Raw genomic sequence first — 26,791 nt, 5'->3', positions numbered from 1 at the left:
GCTCCAGGTCGGTTCTGAAATCTAGGCAGGCTCGGCGCCAAAGTACGCTTCGATCACTTCCGGATTGTTCTGGATCTCGGTGATCGACCCTTCCATCATCACCTGACCCTGGGCCAGCACGATGACCGGGTCGCACAGCCGCGCGATCATGTCCATGTCGTGTTCGATGACCAGGAAGGTGTAGCCGAGCTCGCGATTGAGGCGTTCGATATTGCCCATCAGGTCGCCGAGCAGGGTGCGATTGACCCCGGCGGCGATCTCGTCGAGCAGCACGACGCGGGCATCGGTCATCATGGTACGGCCCAGCTCGAGGAGCTTCTTCTGGCCCCCGGAGAGATTGCCGGCCAGTTCGTTGCGCACGTGCGAGAGCCCGACGAAGTCGAGCACCTCGAGCGCACGGCGGCGAACTTCGGCTTCCTGACGTCGCACCTCGCCGGGTTTCAACCAGGTGCTGAACAGCGTCTCGCCTTCCTGGCTCGGCGGCACCATCATCAGATTCTCGAGCGAGGTCAGTTGGCTGAACTCGTGAGCAATCTGAAACGTGCGCAACAGCCCTTTATGGAAGCGCTCGTTGGCGGAGAGGTGGGTGATCGCTTGGCCGTCGAGCAGCACCTCGCCACTGTCGGGCATGAGGCTGCCGGCGATGATGTTGAACAGGGTGGACTTGCCGGCCCCGTTGGGGCCGATCATCCCGGTGACCGAGCCCTTGGCGACCTGGATCGAGCAGTCGTCGATGACCGTCAGGCCCCCGAACGACTTGCGGATATTGCGGACATCGATGATCGGCGTCATCGGGTTTCCCTTGGCACGTTTTTACTATTGTTCGAGCAAGCCCGCCGTTAAGGCGGCGCTCCTGGCAGTCGCTTGTTGATGATGTTGCCGATTGTACAGCGGTCGCTCATCTTGAATAGTCTTTCTTGTTCAACGCTCGAACGCCACAAACGAATACACCCGCCGAAGGGCGGGTGTATCGATGTCACGTCACGCGTTCGAATCGGCGCGTGATCAGCCTTTCTTGCCGGCTCGCTTGCGCTCGTTCTCGGTCAGGTGCTTCTTGCGCAGACGAATATGGCTCGGCGTCACTTCCACCAGCTCATCGGAATCGAGGAACTCGATCGCCTGTTCGAGCGTGAACTTGATCGGCGGCGTCAGCACGATGTTTTCATCGTTACCCGTCGAGCGCATGTTGTCGAGCTTCTTGCCCTTGGTCGGGTTGACCACCATGTCGTTGGCACGGTTGTTGATGCCGATCAGCATGCCTTCGTAGACTTCCGTGGCGTGATCGATGATCAGCTTGCCGCGCTCCTGCAGGGCGTAAAGCGCATAGGCCAGGGCCTTGCCGCCGACCATGGAGACCAGTACGCCGTTACGACGCTCGATCGAGGCGTCCGGCTTCAGCGGGCCGTAATGATCGAAGCGGCTGGTCAGGATGCCGGTGCCCGAGGTCAGGGTCAGGAACTGACCACGGAAGCCGATCAGACCCCGCGCTGGGATGATGAAGTCCAGACGCACACGACCCTTGCCATCCGGGTTCATGTTGGTCATCTCGCCCTTGCGGTAGCCGAGTTCTTCCATCACCGAGCCCTGATGCTGCTCTTCACAGTCGATGATGACTTCTTCGTACGGCTCCTGCTTGACGCCGTCGATCTCGCGGATGATGACCTCGGGGCGGCCCACGGCCAGCTCGAAGCCTTCACGACGCATGGTTTCGATCAGCACCGAGAGGTGCAGCTCGCCACGGCCGGAGACCTTGAATTTCTCCGGGGTCTCAGCCTGCTCGACACGCAGCGCCACGTTGTGGATCAGCTCCTGGTCGAGACGATCCTTGATGTTGCGGCTGGTGACGTACTTGCCTTCCTTGCCGGCGAACGGCGAATCGTTGACCTGGAAGGTCATCGAGACGGTCGGCTCGTCGACGGAGAGCGGCGGCAGCGCTTCGACGGTGTTGACGTCGCACAGCGTGTCGGAGATCGCCAGGTTGTCGATACCGGTGATGCAGACGATGTCGCCGGCGGTGGCTTCGTCGGTCTGCACGCGTTCCAGACCCATGTGCGTCATCACCTGGCCGATCTTGCCCTTACGGGTCGCGCCTTCCTTGGTGATGATGCTGATCTGCTGGCTGGGCTTGACGCTGCCGCGCTTGATGCGGCCGAGACCGATGACGCCAACGTAGCTGTTGTAGTCCAGCGCCGAGATCTGCATCTGGAACGGGCCGTCGAGTTCGACCTTGGGCGGTTCGACGATGTCGACGATCGACTGGAACATCGGCGTCATATCGTCGGCCATCGCGTCCGGTTCCATGCCGGCGATGCCGTTGAGCGCGGAGCAGTAGATGATCGGAAAGTCGAGCTGCTCGTCGGTGGCGCCCAGGTTGTCGAACAGATCGAAGATCTGATCGACGACCCAGTCCGGGCGCGCGCCGGGACGGTCGACCTTGTTGACCACGACGATCGGCTTGAGACCCTGGGCGAAGGCCTTCTGGGTCACGAAGCGCGTCTGCGGCATCGGGCCGTCGACGGCATCGACCAGCAGCAATACGGAATCGACCATGGACATGACGCGTTCGACTTCACCACCGAAGTCGGCGTGTCCCGGCGTATCAACGATATTGATGTGGTAGTTGTGGCCTTTACCGTCGTCCCAGCGGATCGCGGTATTCTTGGCCAGAATCGTGATGCCGCGCTCCTTCTCCTGATCATTGGAGTCCATGATCCGGTCTTGGCCTTCGGCCTTGCGATCCAGCGTGCCGGACTGGCTCAGGAGCTTATCGACCAGTGTCGTCTTGCCATGGTCGACGTGGGCGATAATGGCAATGTTCCTAATGCTCTCGATACGAGCGTTAGAGGCGTTGTCACTCATGGGGCGGTTTCCATCGTAAAATGTGTGCGCCCATGTCTAAGTCGATGATCCGCGCTCTAGCGCTGGATCGACGAGTCCCCTGGGCACTGAGTAGGAGGGTCGGGCGCGCATTGTACAGCCAAGCGCGCGACACTGGCTACTTTAGTCTATCGGGATATTGTGTCGATGGATCGCAGGATCTTTCTGGGCGATTTCCGCGCGTGGCGCCAGCCAGAGCGATAGGTAGGGCGATGTCTATCGATCAATACGGCGGTGCGTCTGTCGACCAGGTATTACGTTAAGTCTATCGACCAGGGATTGGGGTACGTCTATCGCCTGGGGGGCGGTATTTCTATCGACAAGGGCGGCCACGGCGGTTCGAGGATGCTCATGGGTGATGCCGAGAGAGTGTGCGAGTGGATTCGCGCCGATGCCTGGCGCATGAACGCGCTGCGCCAGGCGCGTTCGCTGGGCTTGCCCGACTGGTGGCTGGCCGCCGGGTTCGTGCGCAATCTGGTCTGGGATCGGCTGCACGGCCATGTGCCGTCGACACCGCTCAACGATATCGATCTGGTCTACTTCGCGCCCGCCAGCACCAGCGCGCTGATCGATCGCCAGCATGAAACGAGCCTCATCGACGCCACCGGTTTGCCCTGGTCGGTCAAGAATCAGGCCCGTATGCATCGCCGACACGGTCATCTTGCCTACACCTCTATAGAGGAAGCGCTGAGCGTGTGGGTCGAGTGTGAAACCGCGGTGGGGGTGACGTTGGATGACGATGACGGTCTTCACCTGATCGCGCCATTGGGTTTGGCGTCGCTGCTGGCCGGACGCGTTACCCACAATCCGCGCCATGGGGATCGCGAGGTATTTCGTCGTCGGGTCGTTGCCAAGGGGTGGGGTCGTCGCTGGCCGGGGCTCGAGATAGAAGGCCTGCTCGGCGAGAGCTAGCTCGGCAGCTTGCCCAGCAACCAGTCGAACAGCCGGCCCGGGCTGTTGGCGACCGGTTGCGTGATCAGAAAACGCGGCAACAGAACGGTATCGTTCGGCGGCTCCAGCCAGCCGGCACGGCGGGTCAGGACGCGCTCGAAGCCGGCGTTGACGGCCAGCCTGGTCAGCGCCTCGTCCGCAAACTCATGGTTGCAGGCCACCACGTTCAGCGGTTGGCGGCAGAGTACCGCCAACTGATGCTGACTGTCGCGCAGTCGATGGAGCGTCTGAAGACTGCCAGGCGTGGAGCGCACCGGCATCAGGTTGCCGAAACGAAAGAGTCCGCCCTGTTCGAGACGGCGGATGCTGAACGCATCGAGTGCCTGATCGGTAAATGCCGGTTCGCTACCCAGTGATTCGGCGATCATGCCCAGTGCGGCCCCTTCGTGCGACCGTTCGAGTTCCTCGATGTAGATCTTGATCGCCTGGCTGTAACGCTCGTCGCGGTGGCCGTTGGCCAGCGGCGGCATCGGCAGGCCCGCGTCGGCGAGCAGCCGGTGCGCGCTAGCGGCGGTATCTTTGCGCCACAGCGCTTCGCCGATGACTTCGTGCCAGCTGCTCCAGGCCTGCTGGGTGACCGGGCAGGGGAGAAACACGTTGGCGGGAAGCGCCAGCCGCTCCAGCGTCGGCGAAACCTGTTTGAGCGTGTCGCGCCAGCCGCCGTCGAATGTCAGCGCAATCCGGGGCAGTTGATCGTGGTGCAAGTGCAGCGCGCTTTCCAGACTGACAATCTGGGCGCTTTCAGTGAGACTTTCCAGCAGTTGCCGGAAGCTGTCCGGGCCCAGGCACCAGTCGGATCGATGTGGCAGGCGGGCCTCGGCTTCGTCAGCCATCACCCGGCGCAGGGCGAGAATGGCGCTGCGGCCCCATAATGGTTCACTCAGATTGAGGCGCCAGTGGCCCCTTAGGCGTTGTACGACGTCCTGTGTACGATCCAGCCTGGGCATGGGAAATTCCGTTACTGAAGTCGTTGATCGCCATCGCTTCCGGCGCCTTTCTACACTCTCTACAGTATCCGTTGCCGATCGCGTTTGGGCAAAGTTTCGGGGCGAAGCCGTACGAAACATCGTGGTGCATTTGACTCTATAGGTGCGCCAAACTGGTGCATAAGGCGATCAATAGATCTGGGCTGAAAGCTAATAGAAAGGCCGTGAGTCTCGTATGGAGCCTTCGATCTACAGGGAATCGTCTTTTTTATCATCTGCTTACGGCTTCGTTTCACCGCTTTGCTTCATTTTGGCACATTCTCTGCATGACAATGTAAAAACGGTGTGCGCGTGGGCAAGAGTGCCGACTTCATGCTACAAAATACGCACGCCACACATACGTACGCCAAACAACGGTGTTGGTCATTCGCCAACGAATCGAGCCATGGCTCACAGTGGAGGACAACATGTCTGAGAAAACCCTCGCCCTTATCGAAGAACACGACGTCAAGTGGGTGGATTTGCGCTTTACCGATACCAAGGGCAAGGAGCAGCACGTCACGATCCCTGCCACTGCCATCGATTCGGATTTCTTCGAAGACGGCCAGATGTTCGACGGCTCTTCCATCGAAGGCTGGAAAGGCATCAACGAGTCCGACATGATTCTGCGTCCGGAAGACGGTACCGCGTTTCTCGACCCGTTCACCGAAGACTCCACCCTGGTGCTGCGTTGCGACATCATCGAGCCGGCCACCATGCAGGGCTACGAGCGCGATCCGCGCTCCATCGCCAAGCGCGCCGAAGCCTATCTGAACAGCACCGGCCTGGGTGACACCGCATTCTTCGGCCCGGAGCCGGAATTCTTCATTTTCGACGAAGTGCACTGGAAGTCCGATATCGAGGGCTCCATGTACAAGATCTCGTCCGAAGAAGGTGCCTGGTCCACCGACCGTCAGGTCGAAGGCGGCAACCTGGCGCACCGTCCGCGCGTCAAGGGCGGCTACTTCCCGGTTCCGCCGGTCGACAGCTTCCACGATATCCGTAGCGCCATGTGCAACACGCTGCAGGCGATCGGTCAGGAAGTCGAAGTGCATCACCACGAAGTGGCCAACGCCGGTCAGAACGAGATCGGCGTCAAGTTCAACACGCTGGTGAAGAAGGCCGACGAAGTTCAGGAAATGAAGTACGTCATCCACAACGTGGCGCACGCTTACGGCAAGACGGCGACGTTCATGCCCAAGCCGCTGGTGGGTGACAACGGTTCCGGTATGCACGTTCACCAGTCTTTCTGGAAAGACGGCACCAACCAGTTCGCAGGTGACGAGTACGCGGGTCTGTCCGAGATGGCGCTTTATTACATCGGCGGCATCATCAAGCATGCGCGTGCCCTGAACGCCTTCACCAACGCCTCGACCAACTCCTACAAGCGTCTGGTGCCGGGTTTCGAAGCGCCGGTCATGCTCGCCTACAGCGCGCGTAACCGTTCCGCGTCCATTCGGATTCCGTATACCTCCAACCCGAAAGGCAAGCGTGTCGAGACGCGTTTCCCCGACCCGACGGCCAACCCGTATCTGGCCTTCTCGGCGATGCTGATGGCCGGGATCGACGGCATCAAGAACAAGATTCATCCTGGCGATGCCATGGACAAGAATCTGTATGACCTGCCGCCGGAAGAAGGCAAGAAGGTGCCGACCGTGGCGACCAGCCTCGATCAGGCGCTGGAAGCACTCGACTCCGATCGCGCCTTCCTGACCGAAGGCGGCGTGTTCACCGACGAGATGATCGACGCCTACATCGCGCTGAAGAGCGAAGACGTCGAGCGCCTGCGTCTGGCGACGCATCCGGTCGAGTTCGATCTCTATTACAGTGTCTAAACGGGCTTGAGCGTCTAGCCCCGCGGACCTGACGGAAGCCCCACTCTGGTGGGGCTTTTTTCGTGGCACGTCACGTTCGTGCGCTTTCAGCCGATGTTGTGCCTGGCCGATAGGAGATATCGGACGATAACGGAGGGGTGGCGATGTCGGTACGAATGTTGGGTTTGAGGACCTGGGTTGGCCTGGCGGCTGGCATTGTCTCGTCGGTGATTATCTCGCCGATGCCTGTCTTGCCGATGATTATCTCGTCGGCCCAGGCGGCGTCGGTGTACCGTCATGTCGACGCTGACGGTAACGTGGTCTACAGCGACGAGCCCCGGGCCGGGCATCGCGTCGATCTCAAGCCGATTACGGTGGTCGACCCTGACACGCCCGACATCCGCACGCGCTCAGACCAGCCGACGCCGGCATCCGCCTCGGCGGTCGACTATGAGCGTTTCACGATTTCCAGCCCGCATGACGAGCAGACGCTGCCTACCGGCCAGGCCGGCAACGTCCAGGTGCAGCTGGCGATCGAGCCGGCGCTGCAACGTGGTGATCGGGTCCAGCTCCGGGTCGATGGCGAAGTGCGCCAGTCACCCATGCACACCAATGTCTTCGCGCTGAGTCAGCTCGAGCGTGGCGAGCATCGGTTGCAGGCCGAGCTGGTCGACGCGCAAGGGCGGGTACGTCTGGCGACGCCGGCGGTAACGCTCTACGTGCAACGGGCCAGCGTAAATCTGCCGGCCAACCCGAACAATCCCAATCGCCAACAATGATGGCAGCCGTGAAATCGATCCCCATCGGCAGGCATGGATCTGGGTGATTGCACCATTTTGGTGAATGAGCGCCAGGGCGGTTCGGAGCGGATCGCTTCGGGTGGGGGACGCGCCTGCATCAAATGAGCCTTCCGCGTAGCAGCGCGAAATCGGGGAGTGGCGCGGTTCTTGCACTGTATAAGCACATACCGGATCACCACGATGGAACGACGCATGTATCAACGTTTGCTGGAGCATCTGACGACTGCCGTCGTACTCCTCGACAACAGCCTTCAGGTGCGCTGGCTCAACCCCTCCGCCGAGGCGCTGCTGGCCGCCAGCCGGCCGCGGGTGATGGGCCAGTGGCTGGAGTGCCTCAACGGCGAGGATGGCAGCGTTCGCCAGGTCCTGCTCAAGGCCATGCAGGAGTTTCACCCCTACACTCAGCGCGAAGCCACGCTGATACTGGCCGCGGGGGACGTGATCACGGTGGACTTCACCGCGACGCCGATCACCAGCCGCGAACTGCTGCTCGAGATCGAGCCCCGCGACCGGCTGTTGCGGATCTCGCGGGAGGAGGCGCTGATGGCGCGCCAGGAAACGGTCAAGGTGCTGATGCGTGGTCTCGCTCACGAGGTCAAGAATCCGCTGGGCGGTATCCGCGGTGCGGCGCAGCTGCTGGAGCGGGATCTGCCCGACCCGCAGCTCACCGAATTCACCCGGATCATCGTCGAAGAGGCTGACCGGCTGCGCGATCTGGTCGATCGCATGCTGGGCCCCAACACCCTGGTTCACCACGAGCCGCTCAACGTGCACAAGGTACTGGAGCGCGTGCGTGCGCTGCTCGAGGCGGAGCACCATCAGCTGAGCTTCGAGCGCGACTACGACCCCAGTGTGCCGGACCTGATCGGCGACGAGCCCCAGTTGATCCAGGCGGTGCTCAATATCGCGCGCAATGCCGTTCAGGCGATGGAGGAGTTCGACACGCTCGAGCCGCGTCTGCTGCTGCGCACCCGGGTTCGCCGCCAGTTCACGCTGGGCGCCGAGCGCCACCGACTGGTGTGTGAAGTGGCGATCATCGACAACGGCCCCGGCATTCCGGAGCACATCCGCGAGACGCTGTTTTTCCCGATGGTTTCCGGGCGCGCCGAGGGTAGCGGGCTGGGGCTGTCGATCGCGCAGTCGATCCTGCATCAGCATCAGGGCCTGATCGAGTGTGAATCCCATCCGGGAGTGACGGAGTTTCGCCTGTTGATTCCTTTCGAGGCGCCGTCGTGAGTCTGATTCCATTCGTCCTCGTCCGTGGACGAGCGATTGACGAAGTCGCCGAGAGCGCGATTCACCGTTCTGCTGGAGAACTGCCATGACTGAAGTCGCCCGTATCGCGATCGTCGACGATGATCGTGCGATCCGCTGGGTTCTGGAAAGAGCGCTGGCGCAGCCGGATCTCGAGGTGCAGTCGTTCGAACGGGCCGATGCCGCGCTCGAGTCGATCGAGCGACATCCGCCGGACGTGCTGCTGACCGACATTCGCATGCCGGGGCTCGACGGGCTCGATCTGATGGCCAAGGTCCGCGAGATGCATCCCGACCTGCCGGTGATCGTGATGACCGCGCATTCGGATCTGGACAGTGCCGTGGCCTCTTATCAGGGCGGGGCGTTCGAGTATCTGCCCAAGCCGTTCGATGTCGACGATGCGCTGGCGCTGGTCCGGCGTGGCGTGGCGCATGCCCGCGAACGGCGCTCGCCAGCGGCGATGCCGGAGGGGCTTTCCGCCGAGATCATCGGCGAAGCGCCGGCGATGCAGGAGGTCTTTCGGGCCATCGGCCGGCTGTCGCAGTCGCACATCACCGTGCTGATCAACGGCGAGTCGGGAACCGGCAAGGAGCGGGTCGCCCAGGCGCTGCACCAGCACAGCCCGCGCAGCGGCCATCCGTTCATCGCGCTCAACATGGCGGCGATTCCCAAGGATCTGATGGAGTCGGAACTGTTCGGCCATGAAAAGGGCGCCTTCACCGGTGCCGCCGCCCAGCGCCGCGGCCGCTTCGAACAGGCCGATGGCGGTACGCTGTTCCTGGATGAAATCGGCGATATGCCGGCCGATACCCAGACGCGGCTGCTGCGCGTGCTGGCGGACGGCGAGTTCTACCGGGTGGGTGGTCACATGCCGGTCAAGGTCGATGTGCGGATCATCGCCGCGACGCACCAGTACCTGGAAAAGCTGGTGACGGAGGGGCGCTTCCGCGAGGATCTGTTCCACCGGCTCAACGTGATTCGCGTGCATCTGCCACGGCTGTCGGAGCGCCGCGAGGATATTCCGCGTCTGGCCCAGCACTTTCTCGCCGAGGCCGCCAAGGAACTCTCGGCGGAACCCAAGGTTCTGACCAAGGACGCCGAGACGCATTTGACGCGCCTGCCCTGGCCCGGCAACGTGCGTCAGCTGGAAAACACCTGCCGCTGGCTGACGGTGATGGCCTCCGGCCGGGAAGTGCTGGTCGACGATCTGCCGCCGGAGCTGCGTGACATCGAAGGCAACGAAGCGCCGAGCGGGGACTGGCGCAACGCGTTCCGGGAATGGGCGGACCGAGCCCTGGCCTCGGGTCATACGCACCTGCTAGAGGAAGCGGTGCCGGATTTCGAGCGCATCCTGATCGAGACCGCCCTGAAGCACACCGGCGGGCGCAAGGGCGAGGCGGCCGAACTGCTGGGTTGGGGACGCAACACCTTGACGCGTAAAGTGAAGGTGCTTCTGCCGGCGCTGGCCGACGAATAACGCCTGCGCGACGCCGCTCAACTGGCAGGTCGGCGCGCCAGGGCGGCTAAAGGCGCGGCGTGCGTGCTAGAAGCCTCGTGCCTGGAAAGCAAGACAACGCCCGGTCGAACGCCGGGCGCTGTCGTCGTTGGCTATCTTGCGAAGCCGTGAATCAAAAGACACCAATGGGAAATTCTATGTCCGATCCGACCCAGTGGTGGCGTGGCAGCGTCATCTACCAGATCTATCCCCGAAGCTTCATGGATGCGCGGGGTGACGGCATCGGCGATCTCCCCGGCATCACCGCCAAGCTGGACTACGTGGCCGAGCTGGGCGTCGATGCGATCTGGATTTCGCCGTTCTTTCCGTCGCCGATGAAGGATTTCGGCTACGACGTGACCGACTATCGCGGCGTCGATCCGATGTTCGGCTCCTTCCACGACTTCCAGATGCTGCTCGAGCGCGCCCACGGACTGGGCCTGAAAGTGATCATCGACCTGGTGCTCAGTCACACTTCCGATCAGCACCACTGGTTCATCCAGAGCCGCAGCTCACGCGACAACCAGAAATCCGACTGGTACGTCTGGGCCGATCCCAAACCGGATGGCACGGCGCCCAACAACTGGCTGTCGTTCTTCAGTGGCAGCGCCTGGACCTTCGATAGCCGGCGGCGCCAGTACTATCTGCACAACTTCCTGTCGTGCCAGCCGGATCTCAACTTTCACAATCCGGCGGTGCGCAAGGAGCAGCTCGACAACGCGCGCTTCTGGCTCGATCTGGGCGTCGACGGCTTTCGTCTGGACACCTCGAATTTCTATTTCCACAGCCAGGCACTGCAGAACAATCCGGCGCTCGGCAGCGGCGAGTTCAAGACGCCCAGCGTTCCGGCCTCGAACCCGTATTCGATGCAGCGCCACCAGTTCGATATCAGTCAGCCGGAAAACATTGGATTCCTGAACGAGCTGCGCGCGCTGATGGACGAATATCCCGGCACCATGACCGTGGGGGAGATCTCCGACGACCGCCCGCTGGAGCGCATGGTCGAGTACACCATCGGCGATGATCGCCTGCACATGGCCTATACCTTCGACCTGTTCGATGCCGAGTTCAGTGCCCAGCGACTGCGCGATATCATCGAACACTTCCAGTATTACGCGGGCGATGCCTGGCCGTGCTGGGCGCTTTCCAACCATGACGTCCAGCGCGTCGTGTCGCGCTGGACCCAGCACGAGAATCTGGAACAGCACGGCCCGCTGGTGGCCAAGGTCGCGACGGTCATGCTCTGTTCGCTCTACGGCAGCATCTGCCTCTATCAGGGCGAGGAACTGGGATTGCCGGAAGCCGATGTGCCCTACGAGCGGCTGGTCGATCCCTACGGCCTGGCGCTATGGCCGGAGTACAAGGGGCGCGACGGCTGTCGCACGCCGATGCCGTGGACGAGCGGTGAGCTGGGCGGCTTCACCTCTGTCGAACCTTGGCTACCGGTGGACGGCCATCATCGTCAGCTCTCGGTCGAGAGGCAGCTCGCCAATGCCGACAGTACGCTGCGGGTAACGCGGGAGTTTCTGCGCTGGCGCAAATCGCAGTCGGCGATGGTCGACGGGACGCTGATCCTGAGCGACTTCGATGACGACCTGCTGGGCTGGCTGCGAGTGTCACACGACCAGGCGATTCTGGCGGTCTTCAACCTGACCAGCGAGTCGCGATCCACCAGCCTGCCGGCCGGTGCCGGCGAGATCGTCTTCCAGGCGGGCTTCACGCCGCATCTGAGTGACAGCCGGCTGACGCTGCCGCCGTTTCAAGCGGCGTTCGTGCATGTCGACCGCAGCAGTATCGATCCCCGAGCGCTGATCGAGCAGGAGCCCGATCCCGAACGCAAGGGCTTCCTCAGTCGGCTGCTGGGGTCGCTGATGCGCAACGAGGATGGCGAGTCTCAGTGACAGCGAGCCCCTGCTGACCGATCAGCTCTGATGATAGGGCTCGGCTGAAAAGCTTGTCTAAAGGGGATCGGCCGATCGAACTCGGGGAGATGCGGCACCTGCTCGTGGCGTACTCCCCGAGACCGGCTCCAGTGTCTCAGCCCTTGTTCCAGTGTCTCAGCCCTTGTTCCAGTAAGCGTTGGCGATCTCCAGGGTCAGCCGGATCTTGTCCCACTGCGCCTGCTCGGCGAGATCGTTACCCTCTTCGGTGGAGGCGAAGCCGCACTGCGGGCTCAGGCAGAGCTGGCGCTTGTCGACGAACCGAGAGGCTTCATCGAGGCGCGCCCTGACGGCCTGCGGATCCTCGAGTTCGCCCACCTTGGTGGTGATCAGCCCCAGCACGGCCTGCTGATGACCTTCGGGAATGAAGCGCAGCGGATCGAAGCTGCCGGCACGGTCGCTGTCGTACTCGAGGAACCACGCATCCACGTTGACCTTGCCGAACAGCGTTTCGGCGACCGGCTCGTAGCCACCTTCGCTGATCCAGGTCGAGCGGAAGTTGCCGCGACAGACGTGGAGCGAGACGTAAAGGTCGTCCGGCTTGTCGGCCAGGGCATGATTGAGCATCTCGGCGTAGATCGCCTGCAGCTGGTCGGGATCGTCACCGCGGTCCCGCGCCGCCTGCAGCTCTTTCTCGGAGCAGAGATAGGCCCACACAGTGTCATCCAGCTGAAGATAGCGACAGCCGGCGTCGTAGAACGCCCGCACGGCGTCGCGGTAGGCGTCGGCGGTATCGGCGAAAAACGCGTCGAGGCTCGGATAAACGCCGCTGTCGATCTTCTTTCGCCCGCCCCGGAAGTGCAGCACGCTGGGGCTGGGAATCGTCATCTTGGGCATGACGTCGGCGACGCTCGCCAGATAGCGAAAGTCGTCCAGCATCGGGTGCGCGGCGTTGAAGCCGACCCTGCCGTCGACCCGGATCTGCTTGGCGCTCGTCTGAATGCCCTGGAACTGGATGCCCTGATCGCCCTGATAGCCGGTGACGCCGTCGAGCTGTTCGAGGAAATCGAAGTGCCACCAGGCACGACGAAATTCGCCGTCGGTCACGACCTCGAGTCCTGCGGCTTGCTGCTGTTCGACCACGTGGCGAATTTCGCGATTCTCGACCGCCTTCAAGGCGGAGGCATCGATATCGCCCTGCTGAAACTGCGCACGCGCCGTCTTCAGCGCCGCGGGGCGAAGAAAACTGCCGACGATATCGGCTCGGAATGGGGGATGCGACTGCGACATGGGATTTCCTCGCGTGATGGACCATCGGCATGCTCGGCATGACGATGCTGAGGCCGCTAATGATGCGGGTTGGTCGCCGATTCGGCCAATGAAGGGCGCTCAACCCAGTCATGCATGTCATTCATTGTTCTGACGTGGGGCCGTTGGGCGTCAGCGTCGTTTTCTCAAACTTTAGTGGTAGGATTGTCGACCCGCGTCGAGGCCTTCATCGTGACTTCATCGGCTATCGGCGGGGCAGTTTCCAAGATGACGCCCTCGTATTCGAACGACTGAATTTTGAATGACAGGGTAAAAGAACAGGAGCATTCCGTGACAACCCCTTCCCAACACGATTTACGTAACGAATTTCGCCGTCTGCTGGCCAGCGACGACTGCTACTACACAGCGTCGGTATTCGATCCGATGTCGGCCCGGATCGCCGCCGATCTCGACTTCGAGGTAGGCATTCTGGGCGGCTCCGTGGCGTCGCTGCAGGTTCTCGCCGCACCCGATTTCGCCTTGATCACGCTGAGCGAGTTCGTCGAGCAGGCCACCCGCATCGGCCGTGTGGCCCGTCTGCCGGTGATCGCCGACGCCGATCATGGCTACGGCAACGCGCTCAACGTGATGCGCACCATCACCGAGCTCGAGCGTGCCGGTATCGCCGCGCTGACCATCGAAGACACTCTGCTGCCGGCACAGTACGGTCACAAGTCGACGGATCTGATCCCGGTTGAAGAGGGCGTCGGCAAGATGCGTGCGGCACTCGAAGCGCGCATCGATCCGGCGCTGTCGATCATCGCTCGCACCAATGCCGGCCAGCTCGACGACGATGCCGCCGTCGCCCGGATCCGGGCCTATCAGGCCGCCGGCGTCGATGCCATCTGTCTGGTCGGCGTGCGGGATTTCGAGCACCTGGAAAAGCTCGCCGCGCCGCTGACGGTGCCGCTGATGCTGGTCACCTACGACAACCCGCAGCTGCGCGACCGGACACGGCTGGCCAAGCTCGGCGTGCGAATCGTCGTCAACGGCCACGCCGCCTATTTCGCGGCGATCAAGGCCACCTACGACTGCCTCCGCGAACAGCGCGACATCGCCACCAACGATCTGGATGCGTCGCAGCTGTCGACGCGCTATTCGACGGTCGACGAGTATCGGATCTGGGCCCGCGAATACATGGACGTCAAAGAGTAATCCTTGCCTTCGGGAAGCTTGAAGCACGCGATGCGAACGCCGAAACTGATGACCACCAATAACCGGAGGTGACGATGACCGCCATGCAATGGGAACGCCTGCTCGATCCCGTCCGTCTGCACGATGCCCGGACCTCGCGTGGTGAAGCCGGTCGCAGTCCGTTCCACAAGGACTACGACCGCATCGTCTTCTCGGGTTCGTTCCGGCGTCTGGGGCGCAAGACCCAGGTCCATCCGCTCACCGACAACGATCATATCCACACCCGCTTGACCCACTCGATCGAGGTGGGCTGCGTCGGCCGCAGTCTGGGAATGATCGTCGGTGAACAGCTGCGCGACAGCCTGCCGGAATGGGTTACACCTGCCGATCTCGGCGTGATCGTGCAGGCGGCCTGCCTGGGGCACGACATCGGCAACCCGCCGTTCGGCCACGCCGGCGAGTATGCGATCCGCGACTGGTTCAAATGGTCCGAGGCGCAGGGCGGCGGGCTGCTAGCAGGTCTCGATGAGGCGCAGCGCCAGGATCTGTTGACCTACGAAGGCAACGCGCAAGGCTTTCGCGTTGTGACCCAGATCGAGTACAACCAGTTTCGCGGTGGCATGCGGCTCTCCGCGGCGACGCTGGGCACGCTGCTCAAGTATCCGTGGACCGTCGAACACGGCGGCCAGATGGGCAAGTTCGGCTGCTATCAGTCGGAGAAGCTGCTGCTGGCCGAGGTCGCCGAGCGTCTGGGGCTGAAGTCCGTGGGCGACTCGAAGTGGTGTCGTCATCCGCTGGCCTACCTGGTCGAGGCGGCGGATGACATCTGCTACGCGCTGCTCGATCTCGAGGACGGCCTGGAGATGGGCATTCTGCGCTACGAGGAAGTTGCCCAGGTGCTGCTGCAGATCGCCGGCGAACCGCCGGCCGGTTACGAGCAGATGGAGACCGACGGCGTGTCGCAGCGCCGGCGTATCGCGGCGCTGCGCGGTGCGGCGATGGAGCGAGCGGTCAACGAAGTCGGCGACGTGTTCGTGCAACACGAGAAGGCGCTGCTCAACGGCACGCTCAATGACGACCTGCTCGAACTGTGTCATCCGGATTTGACCTGGGGGGTCTCCTCGGCCAAGCAGCTGGCCCGCGAGCGGATCTTTCAGAACGAGCGCAAGGCCAAACTCGAGATCGGGGCCTACACCACGCTTGGCATTCTGCTCGAGGCCTTCATCGGGGCGGCCCACGAGCTGCACCATACCGGGCACTCCTCCTTCAAGCACCAGCGCGTGCTGGCGTTGATCGGCGAGAACACGCCCAAGCCGAACTGGCCGCTCTACGACAGCTATCGGCGCATGCTCGATTTCATCGGCGGGATGACCGATCACTACGCGGTCGAGCTGGCCCAGGAGATGGGCGGCCGCCTCAAGGGCGACTGAGAGCCGACAATCACGCCCGATGATACTCACGTCGGGCTCAGGTTCCGCATGGTCGCTCTCGATGCGCCGGCGGTCGTGGCGGCGTGAGAGTCTGAGCACGGCTGTTGAAAGATGATCCATAACGCCGTATTTTAATTGAACGCTCAATCAATAAAAAATTGCGCCATCGGTAGTGTCGTCGATACCGATTGGCGTCGACGCGATAGTGCGTCGAAACCGCTTGCCGAATCAAAGGCGTGTCGAGCGTGTGACGTCGATGATCATGACGTCGGCAGCACGGGATCGACCGGCATCAAATAGCGCTCGCTTTTGCGTAACAATGGACCATAGTTCAAGCGTTGGGCCGCTGCAGGTTTGGCCCGCAGCGGGCGCTCGAGGAATCGGCAAGCTTCAGGCTCTCTTCTGAAATTGCTTGGCACGGCATCACGAGGTGTCGGAGAAGAGAGAAAGATCGAGGCTTCCGTTGAAGGCACGACTGGATTCAACGGCCGAAGTCGATTTAACTCGATCAGAGGTCTCGCGACCTCGCGGCGGGAACACGGAAACGAGTGAAGAGCCATTATCGCTCAGCGACCCCTGGCGGCAGCTTTGTCGATCAGGGCGCTCTGCTCACTCGTCAACGAAAACTATCTACGATTGATGGGAGCCGCATGAGTACAAGCCCCGATAATAATTCCAGTACCCAAGATAGACTGAATCCGGTCGTCTTCTATGGGTCGGTCATTGGCATCGTCGCCTTTTCGCTATGGGCGATGATCGCTACCGAGCAGGCAAACGGCATCATCAACGCGCTGCTGGGCTGGATCGCCAACACCTTCGGTTGGTACTACTTTCTGACCGTCGTCATCTATCTCGCATTCGTGCTGTTCGTGGGTTTCTCACGCTTCGGCAAGATTCGCCTCGGGCCCGAGCATTCGAGGCCTGATTTCAATATCTTTTCCTGGTCGGCGATGCTGTTTTCCGCCGGTATCGGGATCGGGGTCATCTTCTTCGCCCTGGCCGAACCGCTGACCCAGTTCTACAATGCGCCCAACGCGCCCGAGGATCAGGTCGCGGCCGCGCGTTATGCGATGCAGCTGACCTTCCTGCACTGGGGCCTGTCGGGTTGGGGGATCTATACCTTGGTCGGGATGTCGCTGGCCTTCTTCAGCTATCGCCACAACCTGCCGCTGACCATCAGTAGTGCGCTTTACCCGATTTTCGGCAAGAAGATCTACGGGCCCATCGGCCACGTCGTCGACATCGCCGCCGTGCTGGGCACGGTGTTCGGGATCGCGGCCAGCCTGGGTATCGGCGTCATCCAGCTCAACTACGGTCTGAACTTCATGTTCGGGATCGCGGAGAGTGCCTGGACCCAGACCATTCTGGTGCTGATGATCGTTCTCTTCGCCACGATTTCCGCAGTGACGGGCGTCGAAAAGGGCATCCGTCGCCTTTCCGAGTTCAACATTCTGCTGGCGATCGCGCTGCTGCTGTTCGTGCTGTTTGCCGGCAAGACGGTGTTTCTGCTCAATGCGCTGGTCATGAACGTCGGGGATTATCTGTCTAGCTTCATCTCGATGTCGTTCAATACCTATGCCTTCGATCGCCCGACCGAGTGGCTGAACGGCTGGACCCTGTTCTTCTGGGCGTGGTGGATCGCCTGGGGCCCGTTCGTCGGTCTGTTCCTGGCGCGTATTTCCCGCGGTCGCACCATTCGTACTTTCGTTGCCGGCACGCTGACGCTGCCCATCGCCTTTATGATGATCTGGATGTCGATTCTGGGTAACAGCGCCCTCGACATGGCGATGAATGGTGCGACGGACTTCGGCCAGCAGGTCATGGATACGCCGCCGGCAGGGATCTACCTGTTCCTGCAGCAGTATCCGTTCCCGGTGTTCTCGACCATTGCCGTCAGCATTCTGGCGATCGTGTTCTTCGTCACCTCCGGTGACTCCGGCGCGCTGGTACTGTCGAACTTCACTTCCAAGCTCAAGGACGTCAACAGCGATGCGCCTATCTGGATGCGAATCCTGTGGTCGGCGGTCATCGGCATTCTGACTCTGTCGCTGCTGCTTGCTGGCGGCCTGTCGACGCTGCAGAGCGCCGTGGTGATCACCGGTCTGCCGTTCTCGGTCGTGCTATTCTTCATGATTGCCGGGCTCTACAAGGCGCTGAAGGTCGAGGCGTTCAAGGAAGACAGCCATCGCCTGAGTCTTGCCGGTTCGCTTTCGGGTCGCATGTCCTCAGGTAATCGCGACAGCAATCATGATTGGAAGACACGTCTCAAGCGTGCCATGTCGTTCCCCAATCGTCAGCAGGCTCAGCAGTTCCTGGAAGAGACGGGCCGACCCGCGATGGAAGCGGTGCGCGAGGAGCTGTTGAAGCAGGGTGTGCAGGTAGATATCAACGACGGCACACAGAACGACGACAACTATCTGTCGCTCTACGTCGACCTTGGCAGCGAGCAGAATTTCGCTTACCAGATATGGACGCACCCGTTCTCCACGCCGTCCTTCGCCATGCGCACGCCGCGTAGCAGCAGCCGCTACTATCGGTTGGAGGTATATCTGCTGGAGGGTAGCCAAGGCTACGACCTGATGGGCTATACCCGTGAACAGGTCATCGACGACATTCTCGACCAGTACGAGCGTCATCTACAGTTCCTGCATCTCAATCGTGAGGAACCGGGCAGCATCAATATGCCCGATAGTCCGGAACAGCCGCCAGGCTGATCTGACGCCAGACTCATTTTACTTGCTCTACCTTGCCCCGGCCTCTGGCCGGGGTTTTTCGTTTTGGCACGCCAAAAGCTCGCTCAGAGGCATCCCGGGGACGACGTGCTACGCTCAATTTTGTCGATAACAAAAAAGAGAGGGCACGGATGTGGGAGCTTTCACGTGGTGGGACACAGCTGTTCTGATCGTCTACGTCGTGGGGATTGCCTGGGTGGGTGCCCGTTTCGGCAAGGATCAGGAGAACACGCAGGACTACTTTCTGGGCGGTCGCAAGATCCCTGGCTGGGCCATCGGTCTTTCAGTCATGGCGACCCAGGCCAGTGCGATCACCTTCATCGGCGCGCCCGGCTGGGGGTTCGAGGGCGGCCTGGAACGCCTGGCGACCTTCATCAACGTGCCGCTAGCGATGGCAGTGCTGATCGTGGTGCTGGTGCCGATCTTTCACCGCGCCGGTATCTATAGTATCTACGAGCTGCTCGAACGCCGCTTCGGTGCACTGACGCGGTCGCTGGCGGCGCTGCTGTTTCTGGTTGCTCGCGGCCTCGCCACCGGGGTCGTGCTCTATGCGCCGGCACTGGTGCTGTCAGTGGTCACCGGCTGGGACGTCAACCTGACCATCGTGCTGATGGCGGTGATCGCGGTGAGTTATACCGTGCTCGGCGGCATCAGTGCGGTGATCTGGACCGATGTGATCCAGATGTTCGTGCTGTGGCTGGGCGCGATCCTGAGCATGGTGCTGATGGTTTCGAGCCTGCCCGGCGGCTGGGGCGACGTGTTCGCCTACGGCGCCGCCAACGGCATGTTCGATACCATCGATCTGTCGCTCGACCCGACCGTGACCTACTCGCTGTGGGCCGGGTTGATCGGCGGCATGGTGATGCATGTCGCCTACTTCGGTACCGATCAAAGCCAGATCCAGCGGGTGCTGACCAGCCCGTCGATCGCCGAGGGCCAGCGCTCGCTGCTGATCGGCGGCTATCTGCTGGTGCCACAGATGCTGCTTTTCCTGTTCATCGGCGTGATGCTGGCGGCCTACTATCAGCAGCACGGCCTGACCGCGCCGGAGAACCTCAACGAGCTGTTCCCGCGCTACGTGGTCAATGCGTTCCCGGTTGGCGTCACCGGGCTGGTGATCGCCGGGGTCTTCGCGGCCGCCATGTCGAGCCTGGATTCGGCGCTCAACTCGCTATCCGCGGTGACGGTGCGCGATTTCTACGCCCGCTACGTCAAGCCCGAGGCCGACGAAAAGCACTACCTGAAGGCGTCGCGCTGGGCGACCATCTTCTGGGGTCTCTACGCCACGGCGTTCGCGTTTTTCGCGGGCAATCTCGGGCCGGTCATCGAGGCGGTCAATCGTATCGGCTCCTGGTTCTACGGCGCACTGCTGGGCACGTTCCTGCTGGCGGTTCTCAGCCACCGTAGCAACGGCCGCGGGGCCGTCGCCGGTATTGTGCTCGGTATGGCGTCGGTGTGGGCCGTGTCGCAGACCGATGTCTCCTGGCTCTATCAGAACTTCGTGGGGCTGGTGGTTTCGGTGGTCGTCGGCTACGTGGTGAGTCTGACGGCGCCTGCGCCAACCCCGGAGCAGCTGTCGGACGTGGTGATCGACGAGACGGCGCCCGACATGCAGGCGATCCTCAAGGGGCGCAGTGGCAATGCCACCGAGATCGGCCGCGATGCCCGGCTGACGCGGCGTCGCTGTCTCGGCCTGATCCTCTGGTTCTTTGTTTCGCTCGCCGCGCTGGCGCTGCTGCAAGGATGGGCTAATGGCTGAGCGACAGGAGAGGTGTGGGCCGGGAGCCGAGGTTACATCCGAGGATGACGCGCTGGCATCGATATCTTGGCTGCCGCGGCGGCTGGATGCTGACGCCGCCGAACCCAAGCTGCGTCGGTTCGGCGCCGAGCGCTTCGAACCGGCGTGGCTGTCGCTGTGGGCCATGGCGATCGGGCGCGACCCGGAAAGACCGCTGGCCTGGCTGCTGGCTGCCGATCATCTGCCGCGGGCACTGCTGATAGCGGGGGCGCTGGATCCCCGACCGACGCAGGATGATGAGGCCCTCGTGCTCGACGGCGGGCGTCAGCCAACGCAGGCGCAGTTCGAGCGCTGGTGGCTGTGGGAACGGCTGGCACGGCCCAAACGCTGGTCGCTACGCGTACAGCCAGCGACGTTGCGGGCCGTCGCACTGCCGCTGTGGCTAGGGTATTCGCAAGGGCGGTCGGGGGCGGGTCAGGAGCGCAAGACACGGCTCATCGTACTCAGCGGGCTCTCTGGCGAGGCGCTGGGGGCGTTGAAACCGGCGGTGCTGGCGGGATTTCGCGAGCGGACGAAGGCGCAAACGGATGCCTTTCGTTCAGGGGTACCCGAGGGAACCCCTGAACCGGGTTAGATCGCCTTGCCGTCGGGTTTAAATCGGGTCACCGCTGCGCTCCATGGCGACCAGCTGTTCCCGACTGGGCAGGCCTTCCATGTCGCCGATCACCTGGACCTGGCGGGCGCCGATCAGATTGCCGCGGTGCAGCGCCGCCGGCCAGTCCAGGCCGTCCAGATAGGCGCTGACGATGCCCACCGCGAAGCCGTCGCCGGCGCCCACGGTATCGATGACCTGCTTGACGGGCGAGCCATTGACGGTGCCTTCGCGGTCGGCGGTGCGGAAGTAGCTGCCTTCCGGCCCGAGCTTGATCACCACGGCCCTGGCGCCGCGGTCGAGATAGTCACCGGCGATATCGTAGGCCGTTTCGCGGCCGGTCAGCAGGCGGCCTTCGCTCAGACCGGGCATCACAATATCGGCCTCTGCGGCCAGCGCATTGAGGGTCTCGACCATCACCGCTTCGCTCGGCCACAGGCCGGGGCGCAGGTTGGGATCGAACGAAATCGACAGACCGGCGCTACGAGCTCCGCGCAGCAGGTGAAACGACAGCTCGCGCGCCGAGTCGGAAATGGCCGGCGGGATGCCGGTGGCGTGCAGATGGCGAGCGGACTCTAGTTCGACATCACCGGCATCGGCGATGCTCAGCCGGCTGGCGGCGCTGCCCCGGCGGACGTACTCGACGTGGGGGTCGGCACCGTCGACGGCACGCTCCTTGAATACCAGCCCGGTGGCGTGGGTGTCGTCGCGCTGCACGTGGCGGCAGTCGAGGCCCTCGGCTTCCAGCGCTCGCTGCAGGAAGTTGCCGTTATGATCCGCGCCCACGCGGCTCAGCCAGCGAACGTCAAAACCCAGTCGGGACAACCCGATCGCCACGTTGGTATCGGCGCCGGCGGTGCGACGATGGAATCGCGCGACCTGATCCAGCGGGCCTTGATCGTCGGCGACGAACAGCGCCATCGCCTCGCCGAAGGTGAGAACATCGTAAGCGTAATGGGAGTCGGAACGGGGCATGGCGGGTCCTGGGGCGTGTGAAGTTGATGGGGTGATGACTGACATCGGGCGATCGTCGTCAGGAATCCGATGGCAACATCGGATGTCGGTGGGGCAGCTCAGCGGATCGGCGGCTTACTCTCCAGACGCTGGTAACGCGCGTTCAGCGTATCGACCAGATGCTGGCGCTGGGTGTCATCGATGACCTCCTCCTGGGCACCGCCCAACTCCGTGGCAAGATCGATGCCGTCGACCACGCGGACATCGCGACTATCGCCGAGATGCGCGGTTTCGTCATCGATGACCCAGCCCGGCAGCACCAGAATGCCGCTCACCGGCACGCTCAGGTTGGCATGCCGGCTCAGCCAGTGGCGTAGCCATACCGTCGAGAGACGTACCTTGCGCAGCACCGTCCGCTCGCTCCAGCCGCGAAAGCGCAGACGTTCGCTCTCCACCGATACGGTGTTGAGGGCGCGGCCTTCGAGATCGAGCGGGAATTCGCGCGCCACGGTCTGAATCACGAAAACGCCCTGCGGCGTCACCAGCACGTTGTCGATGCTATAGGAGTCGGCGGGAAAGTCATGGAAGACGAAATAGGGCTTGGCCAGCGGACGAATCAAATGATCCAGCGCCTGGCCCACCGCCAGCTCGCAGGCGAGACTGCGGGTCAGCCGGCGCACGCGCTGCACATCGCGCAGAATCAGGAAGCAGAACAGCATCGCCAGCAGGGTGCTGACGACGCCATACAGCGACCACTCCAGCCAGCTCTGCTCCTCGGCGAAGAGCATCCGGCCCATGCCGTAGACGATCGGCATCAGGGTCAGGGTCGGTGCCAGCGTGGCATCGAGAAAGAACACCATGCGCGCCTTTTCCAGGCGATCGCGGTGCGCCTGGGCGATCTCGCGGATCGGCTCGCCGTCATGCGGGGAGCGCAGCCCCACGGTCTGCACGTCACGCAGAGTGATCGCCACCATGGCAGCGGCACCCAGCGGGGCGAGAAAGATCAGCGGCAGCACATACTCCAACCAGGCCATGAGCGATTGTCCTTGCAGTGGCGTGGGCGGGAAGACGACCATTCTAGCCGAGGTGCGGCCTCGTCTGCGATGTCGATGCGTCGTGGATGCAGATTCGATTTCGCCCGGCGTGCTTTGCTGCATAAAGCGCCTGGTCCGCGCGCAGCAGCCATTGCTCGTGATTCATCATCAATGGATCTTTGGCGGCCAGACCGATACTGCAGGTGGGCATTCTGTAAAGAGGGAAGGGTGGCGCATGGTTCCGCAGCCGTTGCTGGAACTGATGGATCGCGACGGTCGCCTGATCCAGCGTGGTCGATGGCATCAGTAGACCAAACTCTTCGCCGCCGTAACGCCCGAGCAAGACGTCATCGCCAAATGACTGGCGAAGCAGTAAAGCCAGCTTGCGCAGGGTCTGGTCGCCGACACCGTGACCATGCTCATCGTTGATGCGTTTGAAATGGTCGAGATCGAGTAGCGCGATCGTTGCCGAGGAACCGCTCAGAAGATTGGAGGCTACCTGAGCTTCCCAGAATCGTCTGTTGAACAGCCCGGTGAGTCCATCGGAACGGCTCAACTCCATCAATGTCTTCTTCTGGCGATTGAGTCGGCGAGCCTGGAGATACGTGATGTAGCCCACCGCCAGCGGGTAGACGACGATCATCGGTAAGCTGCCAAGCAGGACCGAGGCCGACGGCACTATGTCGGGCACGCCGGGAACGATCAGCCACATGCCGATCAGCGCTCCCGCGGCCAGCAGGCCCAGGCCGCGTAGTGCCATGGATTTCCCGCCTACCGCGATGTTGTCGAGGCTGATCATCGTCAATACCACGACGGTCGGGAGGACGTTGAAATGCATGGCCGCCATCCAGAAGCCGCCCAGCAGACTATCGGCGCCGAGATTCTGGCGTTCGGCATGGTAGGGTGAAACGTGATATTTCGCCCGCCAGTAGGCGAGATGGGACCAGAACAGAATCTGAACTGCCCATAGCGCCCAGACCCAGGTCGGGGTCGGCAACTCATGGAGCGCGCTTCCGATACATAACCCGCCGACCAGGAGTCCCAGTGTTCGAGGTACGTAGATGCGTCTGGCCAGACGAATGCCTCTCAGACGTTTTTCGACCACGGGATCCAGCGGCGTATCGGGCATGTCGGCAATCATCCGGCGTCGAGGCGTCCTGTTGTGTCAACGTACTGTATCTTTATTATCTAACATCGATCGGCGGAAAATAGTATGTCCAGCGAGTCAATTCCGGACGCCGAGGCACTGGTCGATTTCGTCGTCCGTCATCCGCGCCTGTTCGTGCTGACCGGCGCAGGCGTGAGTACCGACTGCGGCATTCCCGATTATCGAGATGCCCGCGGTGACTGGAAGCGCCCGCCGCCGGTCAGCCATCAGGCCTTCATGGGGAGTCATGGCGTGCGCCAGCGCTACTGGGCGCGCAGCCTGATCGGCTTCCGGGCGCTGGCGGCCGCCCATCCGGGCCAGGCGCACAAGGCGCTGGCGATACTCGAGCGGCAGTCGCGAATCACTTCGCTGGTGACACAGAACGTCGACGGCCTGCATCAGCGAGCCGGCTCCCGGCGGGTCATCGACCTGCATGGCCAGGCCGATTTGGTGAAGTGCATGCGCTGTGGCGCGAGCCTGATGCGTCACGCGCTGCATGACGAGCTGGCGCGACGCAATCCCGAGTGGCTGTCGTTGAGCGCCGAGGTGGGGCCGGATGGAGACGCCGATCTCGACGGTTACGATTTTTCCACCTTCGAAGTGCCCGGCTGCGATCGCTGCCGAACCGGCATCCTCAAACCGGATGTGGTGTTCTTCGGCGACAACGTGCCCAGGCCTCGCGTCGATCAGGCCTTCACCGCCCTCGAGGAAGCGTCGGGGATGCTGGTGGTCGGGTCATCGCTGATGGTCTATTCGGGATTTCGCTTCGCCCGCCAGGCGTCGAAAGCGGGAAAGCCCATCGCCTGCGTCAATCTGGGCGCAACGCGAGCCGACGACCTGTTCGATCTCAAGCTCACCGCCTCGATCGGCCCGACGCTGACGTCGCTGGTCGAGGCGCTGGCATCCGGATGGGAGCCGGCGCAACCTGAACACGCGCCGAAAACGATAGAACCCGGCGTCGGCCGGGTTCTGACAGTGAGGTGACGTCGGTTGATCATTGACGTGTCGGCGGCGCCATGAATTCGGGCCCGACCGGATCCTTGACGTGCTGGCTCAGGATGGCGTCGATGTCGGCCATGTCCTCGTCGCTCAGCTTCCAGCCGGTAATGTCGCCCAGCGGCTCGACCTGCTCCGGCTTGCGCGCGCCCCATAGGGCGACGATGTTGGGGGAACGATCGAGAATCCAGCGCACGGCCAGTGCCAGCACACTCTTGTCGTGGCGTGTGCGTGCCAGCTCGGTGAGTGCCTCGACCGCAGCCAGATACTGCGCGAAGCGCGGTGGCAGAAATTTCGGATCCTTGTTGCGCAGGTCGTCGCCGTTGAACGCGTAGCCTTCCTGCATCTTGCCGGTGAGCAGACCGCGGCAAAGCGCACCGTAGGTCAGCAGCGTCAGGTCGTTGTTCTCGGCATAGGGCAGGATTTCGCCGTCGATATCGCGCTCGAACAGGTTATAGGGCGGCTGCAGGGTGTGCAGCGGTGCCGATTTGCGGAACGTCTCGCACTGCTCGGGCGAGAAGTTGCTCACTCCGATCGCCCGAATCTTGCCCGCGCGATGGAAACGCGCCATCGCTTCGGCGGTCTCCTCGATGTCGACCAGCGGATCCGGCCAGTGGATCTGATAGAGATCGATGTGATCGGTGTTCAGCCGACGCAGCGAGTCGTCGAGCTCCTTCTCCAGGCGCTTGGCCGTGGCGTTGCGTGCCACGGTGGCATCGTCGTACCACTCGAGGCCGGCCTTGGTCGCTAGAACCAGCCTGTCACGCTGATCCGACTGCGCGACGGCCTTGCCGACGACCTCTTCCGAGTGACCGAAACCGTAGGCCGGTGCGGTATCGATCAAGGTGACGCCGCGGTCGATGGCGGCATGGATGGTACGAATGGCGTTGGGGTCGTCGGTGCCGCCCCACTGGCGGCCGCCCATCGCCCAGGTGCCAAGACCAATGCGCGACGTGACGATATCGGTGCCGGGTAATGTCAGTGTTTCCATTCTTCCCTCCATGGTGATGAATCGAATCCGTGCAGAGTGAATCGATAGCCTGCTTTCCACAAGACGACTTTGGGTGGTTCACGTCTTCGCAGGGTGGCCCAGGGAGCCAGACTTCAGTTCGACAGACATTAGTGAGACTTGGCGGCGCCGGTGGGTGTCAGCGGAATATCCGGCTCGGCGGCGTCGTCATCGCTGAAGACCGATACGGGCTCGGGATTGAGATAGAGAATGCCGCCATCATCGCGAATCTGCGCGCTGAGACGGTAGAGGTCTTCACCATTGATCGCTTCCGGCGCGTACTGCAGCGTGACCGGAATGGGCAGTTGGCCGAGCTGCTCGTAGCGGCTGCTGGCCAGCACGTCGCCGGTGGAGACGTCCTTCAGTTGAACCTCGAGTACCGCGGACTCTGGTAGTGTCACCGGCTTCTCGGAGACCACGCGGGCGGCGAGTGTCTCGAATTGGGGGCCGCCGGCACAGCCCGTCAGCGCACCCAGTGCCAGTAGCGCAGTGATGAAGAGAGCCGGTCGCAGTGCATTGAGCGAAAACATCGAGATCCTTGCTGGAATGAAGGCGAAAGCAGAAGCGCGAGAGGTGTGACACGCGCCGGCGTCGGAAATTCCCGGGGTCGATGGCGATACT

21 protein-coding genes are annotated in these 26,791 nt (G+C 62.5%); 12 read left to right on the top strand and 9 right to left on the bottom strand.

Annotated elements, in window-relative coordinates:
• Window positions 1–21: 21 nt before the first annotated feature.
• Together DOM58_RS11760 and typA are read right to left on the bottom strand one after the other, a co-directional pair.
• Window positions 22–792 (bottom strand): ABC transporter ATP-binding protein, encoded by a 771-nt coding sequence (locus tag DOM58_RS11760; RefSeq protein ID WP_110693015.1) that lies wholly within the window; start codon window positions 790–792, stop codon window positions 22–24.
• A gap of 213 nt (window positions 793–1,005) precedes the next feature.
• Window positions 1,006–2,859: a translational GTPase TypA gene (gene typA / locus DOM58_RS11755; RefSeq protein WP_075560635.1), complete on the bottom strand. Its 1,854-nt coding sequence runs from the start codon at window positions 2,857–2,859 to the stop codon at window positions 1,006–1,008.
• Window positions 2,860–3,228: 369 nt separating this feature from the next.
• Here typA and DOM58_RS11750 point away from each other — a divergent pair, with 369 nt between their 5' ends.
• Window positions 3,229–3,789 carry a nucleotidyltransferase family protein gene (locus tag DOM58_RS11750; RefSeq protein ID WP_110693014.1) on the top strand — a complete coding sequence of 187 codons (561 nt, stop codon included), beginning with the start codon at window positions 3,229–3,231 and terminating at the stop codon, window positions 3,787–3,789.
• Here DOM58_RS11750 and DOM58_RS11745 read toward each other — a convergent pair.
• The gene (locus DOM58_RS11745; protein WP_110693013.1) at window positions 3,786–4,775 is read right to left on the bottom strand and encodes a polysaccharide deacetylase family protein; all 990 of its coding nucleotides are present in this window, start codon (window positions 4,773–4,775) and stop codon (window positions 3,786–3,788) included. The genes DOM58_RS11750 and DOM58_RS11745 overlap by 4 nt on opposite strands.
• Window positions 4,776–5,221: 446 nt before the next feature.
• On the opposite strand from DOM58_RS11745, the gene glnA reads away from it, so the two are divergent.
• From glnA to DOM58_RS11720, 5 genes are all read left to right on the top strand, one after another.
• Entirely contained in the window at window positions 5,222–6,628 is a 1,407-nt protein-coding gene (glnA, locus tag DOM58_RS11740; RefSeq protein ID WP_110693012.1) for a glutamate--ammonia ligase, read from the top strand.
• A gap of 143 nt (window positions 6,629–6,771) precedes the next feature.
• A complete protein-coding gene (locus DOM58_RS11735) occupies window positions 6,772–7,386 on the top strand; it encodes a DUF4124 domain-containing protein (protein WP_245392251.1) in 615 nt (204 codons plus the stop codon).
• Window positions 7,387–7,599: 213 nt separating this feature from the next.
• Entirely contained in the window at window positions 7,600–8,643 is a 1,044-nt protein-coding gene (gene glnL, locus DOM58_RS11730) for a nitrogen regulation protein NR(II) (RefSeq protein ID WP_110693011.1), read from the top strand.
• A gap of 85 nt (window positions 8,644–8,728) precedes the next feature.
• Complete coding sequence (gene glnG / locus DOM58_RS11725; protein WP_075560640.1) at window positions 8,729–10,138, top strand: nitrogen regulation protein NR(I); 1,410 nt, start codon at window positions 8,729–8,731, stop codon at window positions 10,136–10,138.
• 176 nt (window positions 10,139–10,314) lie between these two features.
• Entirely contained in the window at window positions 10,315–12,057 is a 1,743-nt protein-coding gene (locus DOM58_RS11720; protein WP_075560641.1) for an alpha-amylase family glycosyl hydrolase, read from the top strand.
• A 156-nt stretch (window positions 12,058–12,213) separates the two neighbouring features.
• Here the strand turns inward: DOM58_RS11720 and DOM58_RS11715 are convergent, their stop codons facing one another.
• Window positions 12,214–13,326, bottom strand: a complete 1,113-nt coding sequence (locus DOM58_RS11715) for a cobalamin-independent methionine synthase II family protein (protein ID WP_110693010.1) — start codon at window positions 13,324–13,326, stop codon at window positions 12,214–12,216.
• A 309-nt stretch (window positions 13,327–13,635) separates the two neighbouring features.
• Here DOM58_RS11715 and DOM58_RS11710 point away from each other — a divergent pair, with 309 nt between their 5' ends.
• The 5 genes from DOM58_RS11710 (at window position 13,636) to DOM58_RS11690 (ending at window position 21,012) form a co-directional block, all read left to right on the top strand.
• Window positions 13,636–14,499, top strand: a complete 864-nt coding sequence (locus tag DOM58_RS11710) for an isocitrate lyase/PEP mutase family protein (RefSeq protein WP_075560643.1) — start codon at window positions 13,636–13,638, stop codon at window positions 14,497–14,499.
• 74 nt (window positions 14,500–14,573) lie between these two features.
• A complete protein-coding gene (locus DOM58_RS11705) occupies window positions 14,574–15,908 on the top strand; it encodes a deoxyguanosinetriphosphate triphosphohydrolase (protein ID WP_110693009.1) in 1,335 nt (444 codons plus the stop codon).
• A 650-nt stretch (window positions 15,909–16,558) separates the two neighbouring features.
• Window positions 16,559–18,622: a choline BCCT transporter BetT gene (gene betT, locus DOM58_RS11700; RefSeq protein WP_110693008.1), complete on the top strand. Its 2,064-nt coding sequence runs from the start codon at window positions 16,559–16,561 to the stop codon at window positions 18,620–18,622.
• Window positions 18,623–18,773: 151 nt separating this feature from the next.
• Window positions 18,774–20,399 carry a sodium:solute symporter family protein gene (locus DOM58_RS11695; RefSeq protein WP_075560647.1) on the top strand — a complete coding sequence of 542 codons (1,626 nt, stop codon included), beginning with the start codon at window positions 18,774–18,776 and terminating at the stop codon, window positions 20,397–20,399.
• Complete coding sequence (locus DOM58_RS11690) at window positions 20,392–21,012, top strand: hypothetical protein (RefSeq protein ID WP_110693007.1); 621 nt, start codon at window positions 20,392–20,394, stop codon at window positions 21,010–21,012. The genes DOM58_RS11695 and DOM58_RS11690 overlap by 8 nt, the downstream gene beginning before the upstream one ends.
• A gap of 18 nt (window positions 21,013–21,030) precedes the next feature.
• Here the strand turns inward: DOM58_RS11690 and DOM58_RS11685 are convergent, their stop codons facing one another.
• The 3 genes from DOM58_RS11685 to DOM58_RS11675 all read right to left on the bottom strand — a co-directional run bounded on the left by DOM58_RS11685 (window position 21,031) and on the right by DOM58_RS11675 (window position 24,147).
• Complete coding sequence (locus tag DOM58_RS11685; protein ID WP_110693006.1) at window positions 21,031–22,005, bottom strand: sugar kinase; 975 nt, start codon at window positions 22,003–22,005, stop codon at window positions 21,031–21,033.
• 98 nt (window positions 22,006–22,103) lie between these two features.
• Complete coding sequence (locus DOM58_RS11680) at window positions 22,104–23,018, bottom strand: nuclease-related domain-containing protein (RefSeq protein WP_110693005.1); 915 nt, start codon at window positions 23,016–23,018, stop codon at window positions 22,104–22,106.
• 43 nt (window positions 23,019–23,061) lie between these two features.
• Entirely contained in the window at window positions 23,062–24,147 is a 1,086-nt protein-coding gene (locus DOM58_RS11675; RefSeq protein WP_188113813.1) for a diguanylate cyclase, read from the bottom strand.
• Window positions 24,148–24,231: 84 nt separating this feature from the next.
• On the opposite strand from DOM58_RS11675, the gene DOM58_RS11670 reads away from it, so the two are divergent.
• Window positions 24,232–25,149, top strand: a complete 918-nt coding sequence (locus tag DOM58_RS11670; RefSeq protein WP_110693003.1) for an NAD-dependent protein deacetylase — start codon at window positions 24,232–24,234, stop codon at window positions 25,147–25,149.
• A gap of 10 nt (window positions 25,150–25,159) precedes the next feature.
• Here the strand turns inward: DOM58_RS11670 and DOM58_RS11665 are convergent, their stop codons facing one another.
• Complete coding sequence (locus DOM58_RS11665) at window positions 25,160–26,152, bottom strand: aldo/keto reductase (RefSeq protein WP_110693002.1); 993 nt, start codon at window positions 26,150–26,152, stop codon at window positions 25,160–25,162.
• Window positions 26,153–26,280: 128 nt separating this feature from the next.
• Window positions 26,281–26,700 carry a YbaY family lipoprotein gene (locus tag DOM58_RS11660; RefSeq protein ID WP_110693001.1) on the bottom strand — a complete coding sequence of 140 codons (420 nt, stop codon included), beginning with the start codon at window positions 26,698–26,700 and terminating at the stop codon, window positions 26,281–26,283.
• Window positions 26,701–26,791: the final 91 nt, after the last annotated feature.

Source organism: Salinicola halophyticus, from assembly GCF_003206695.1.
Taxonomy (GTDB): domain Bacteria; phylum Pseudomonadota; class Gammaproteobacteria; order Pseudomonadales; family Halomonadaceae; genus Salinicola; species Salinicola halophyticus.
The sequence above is the reverse complement of the archived record's forward strand: the minus strand, read 5'-3'. Positions and strand labels throughout refer to the sequence as shown.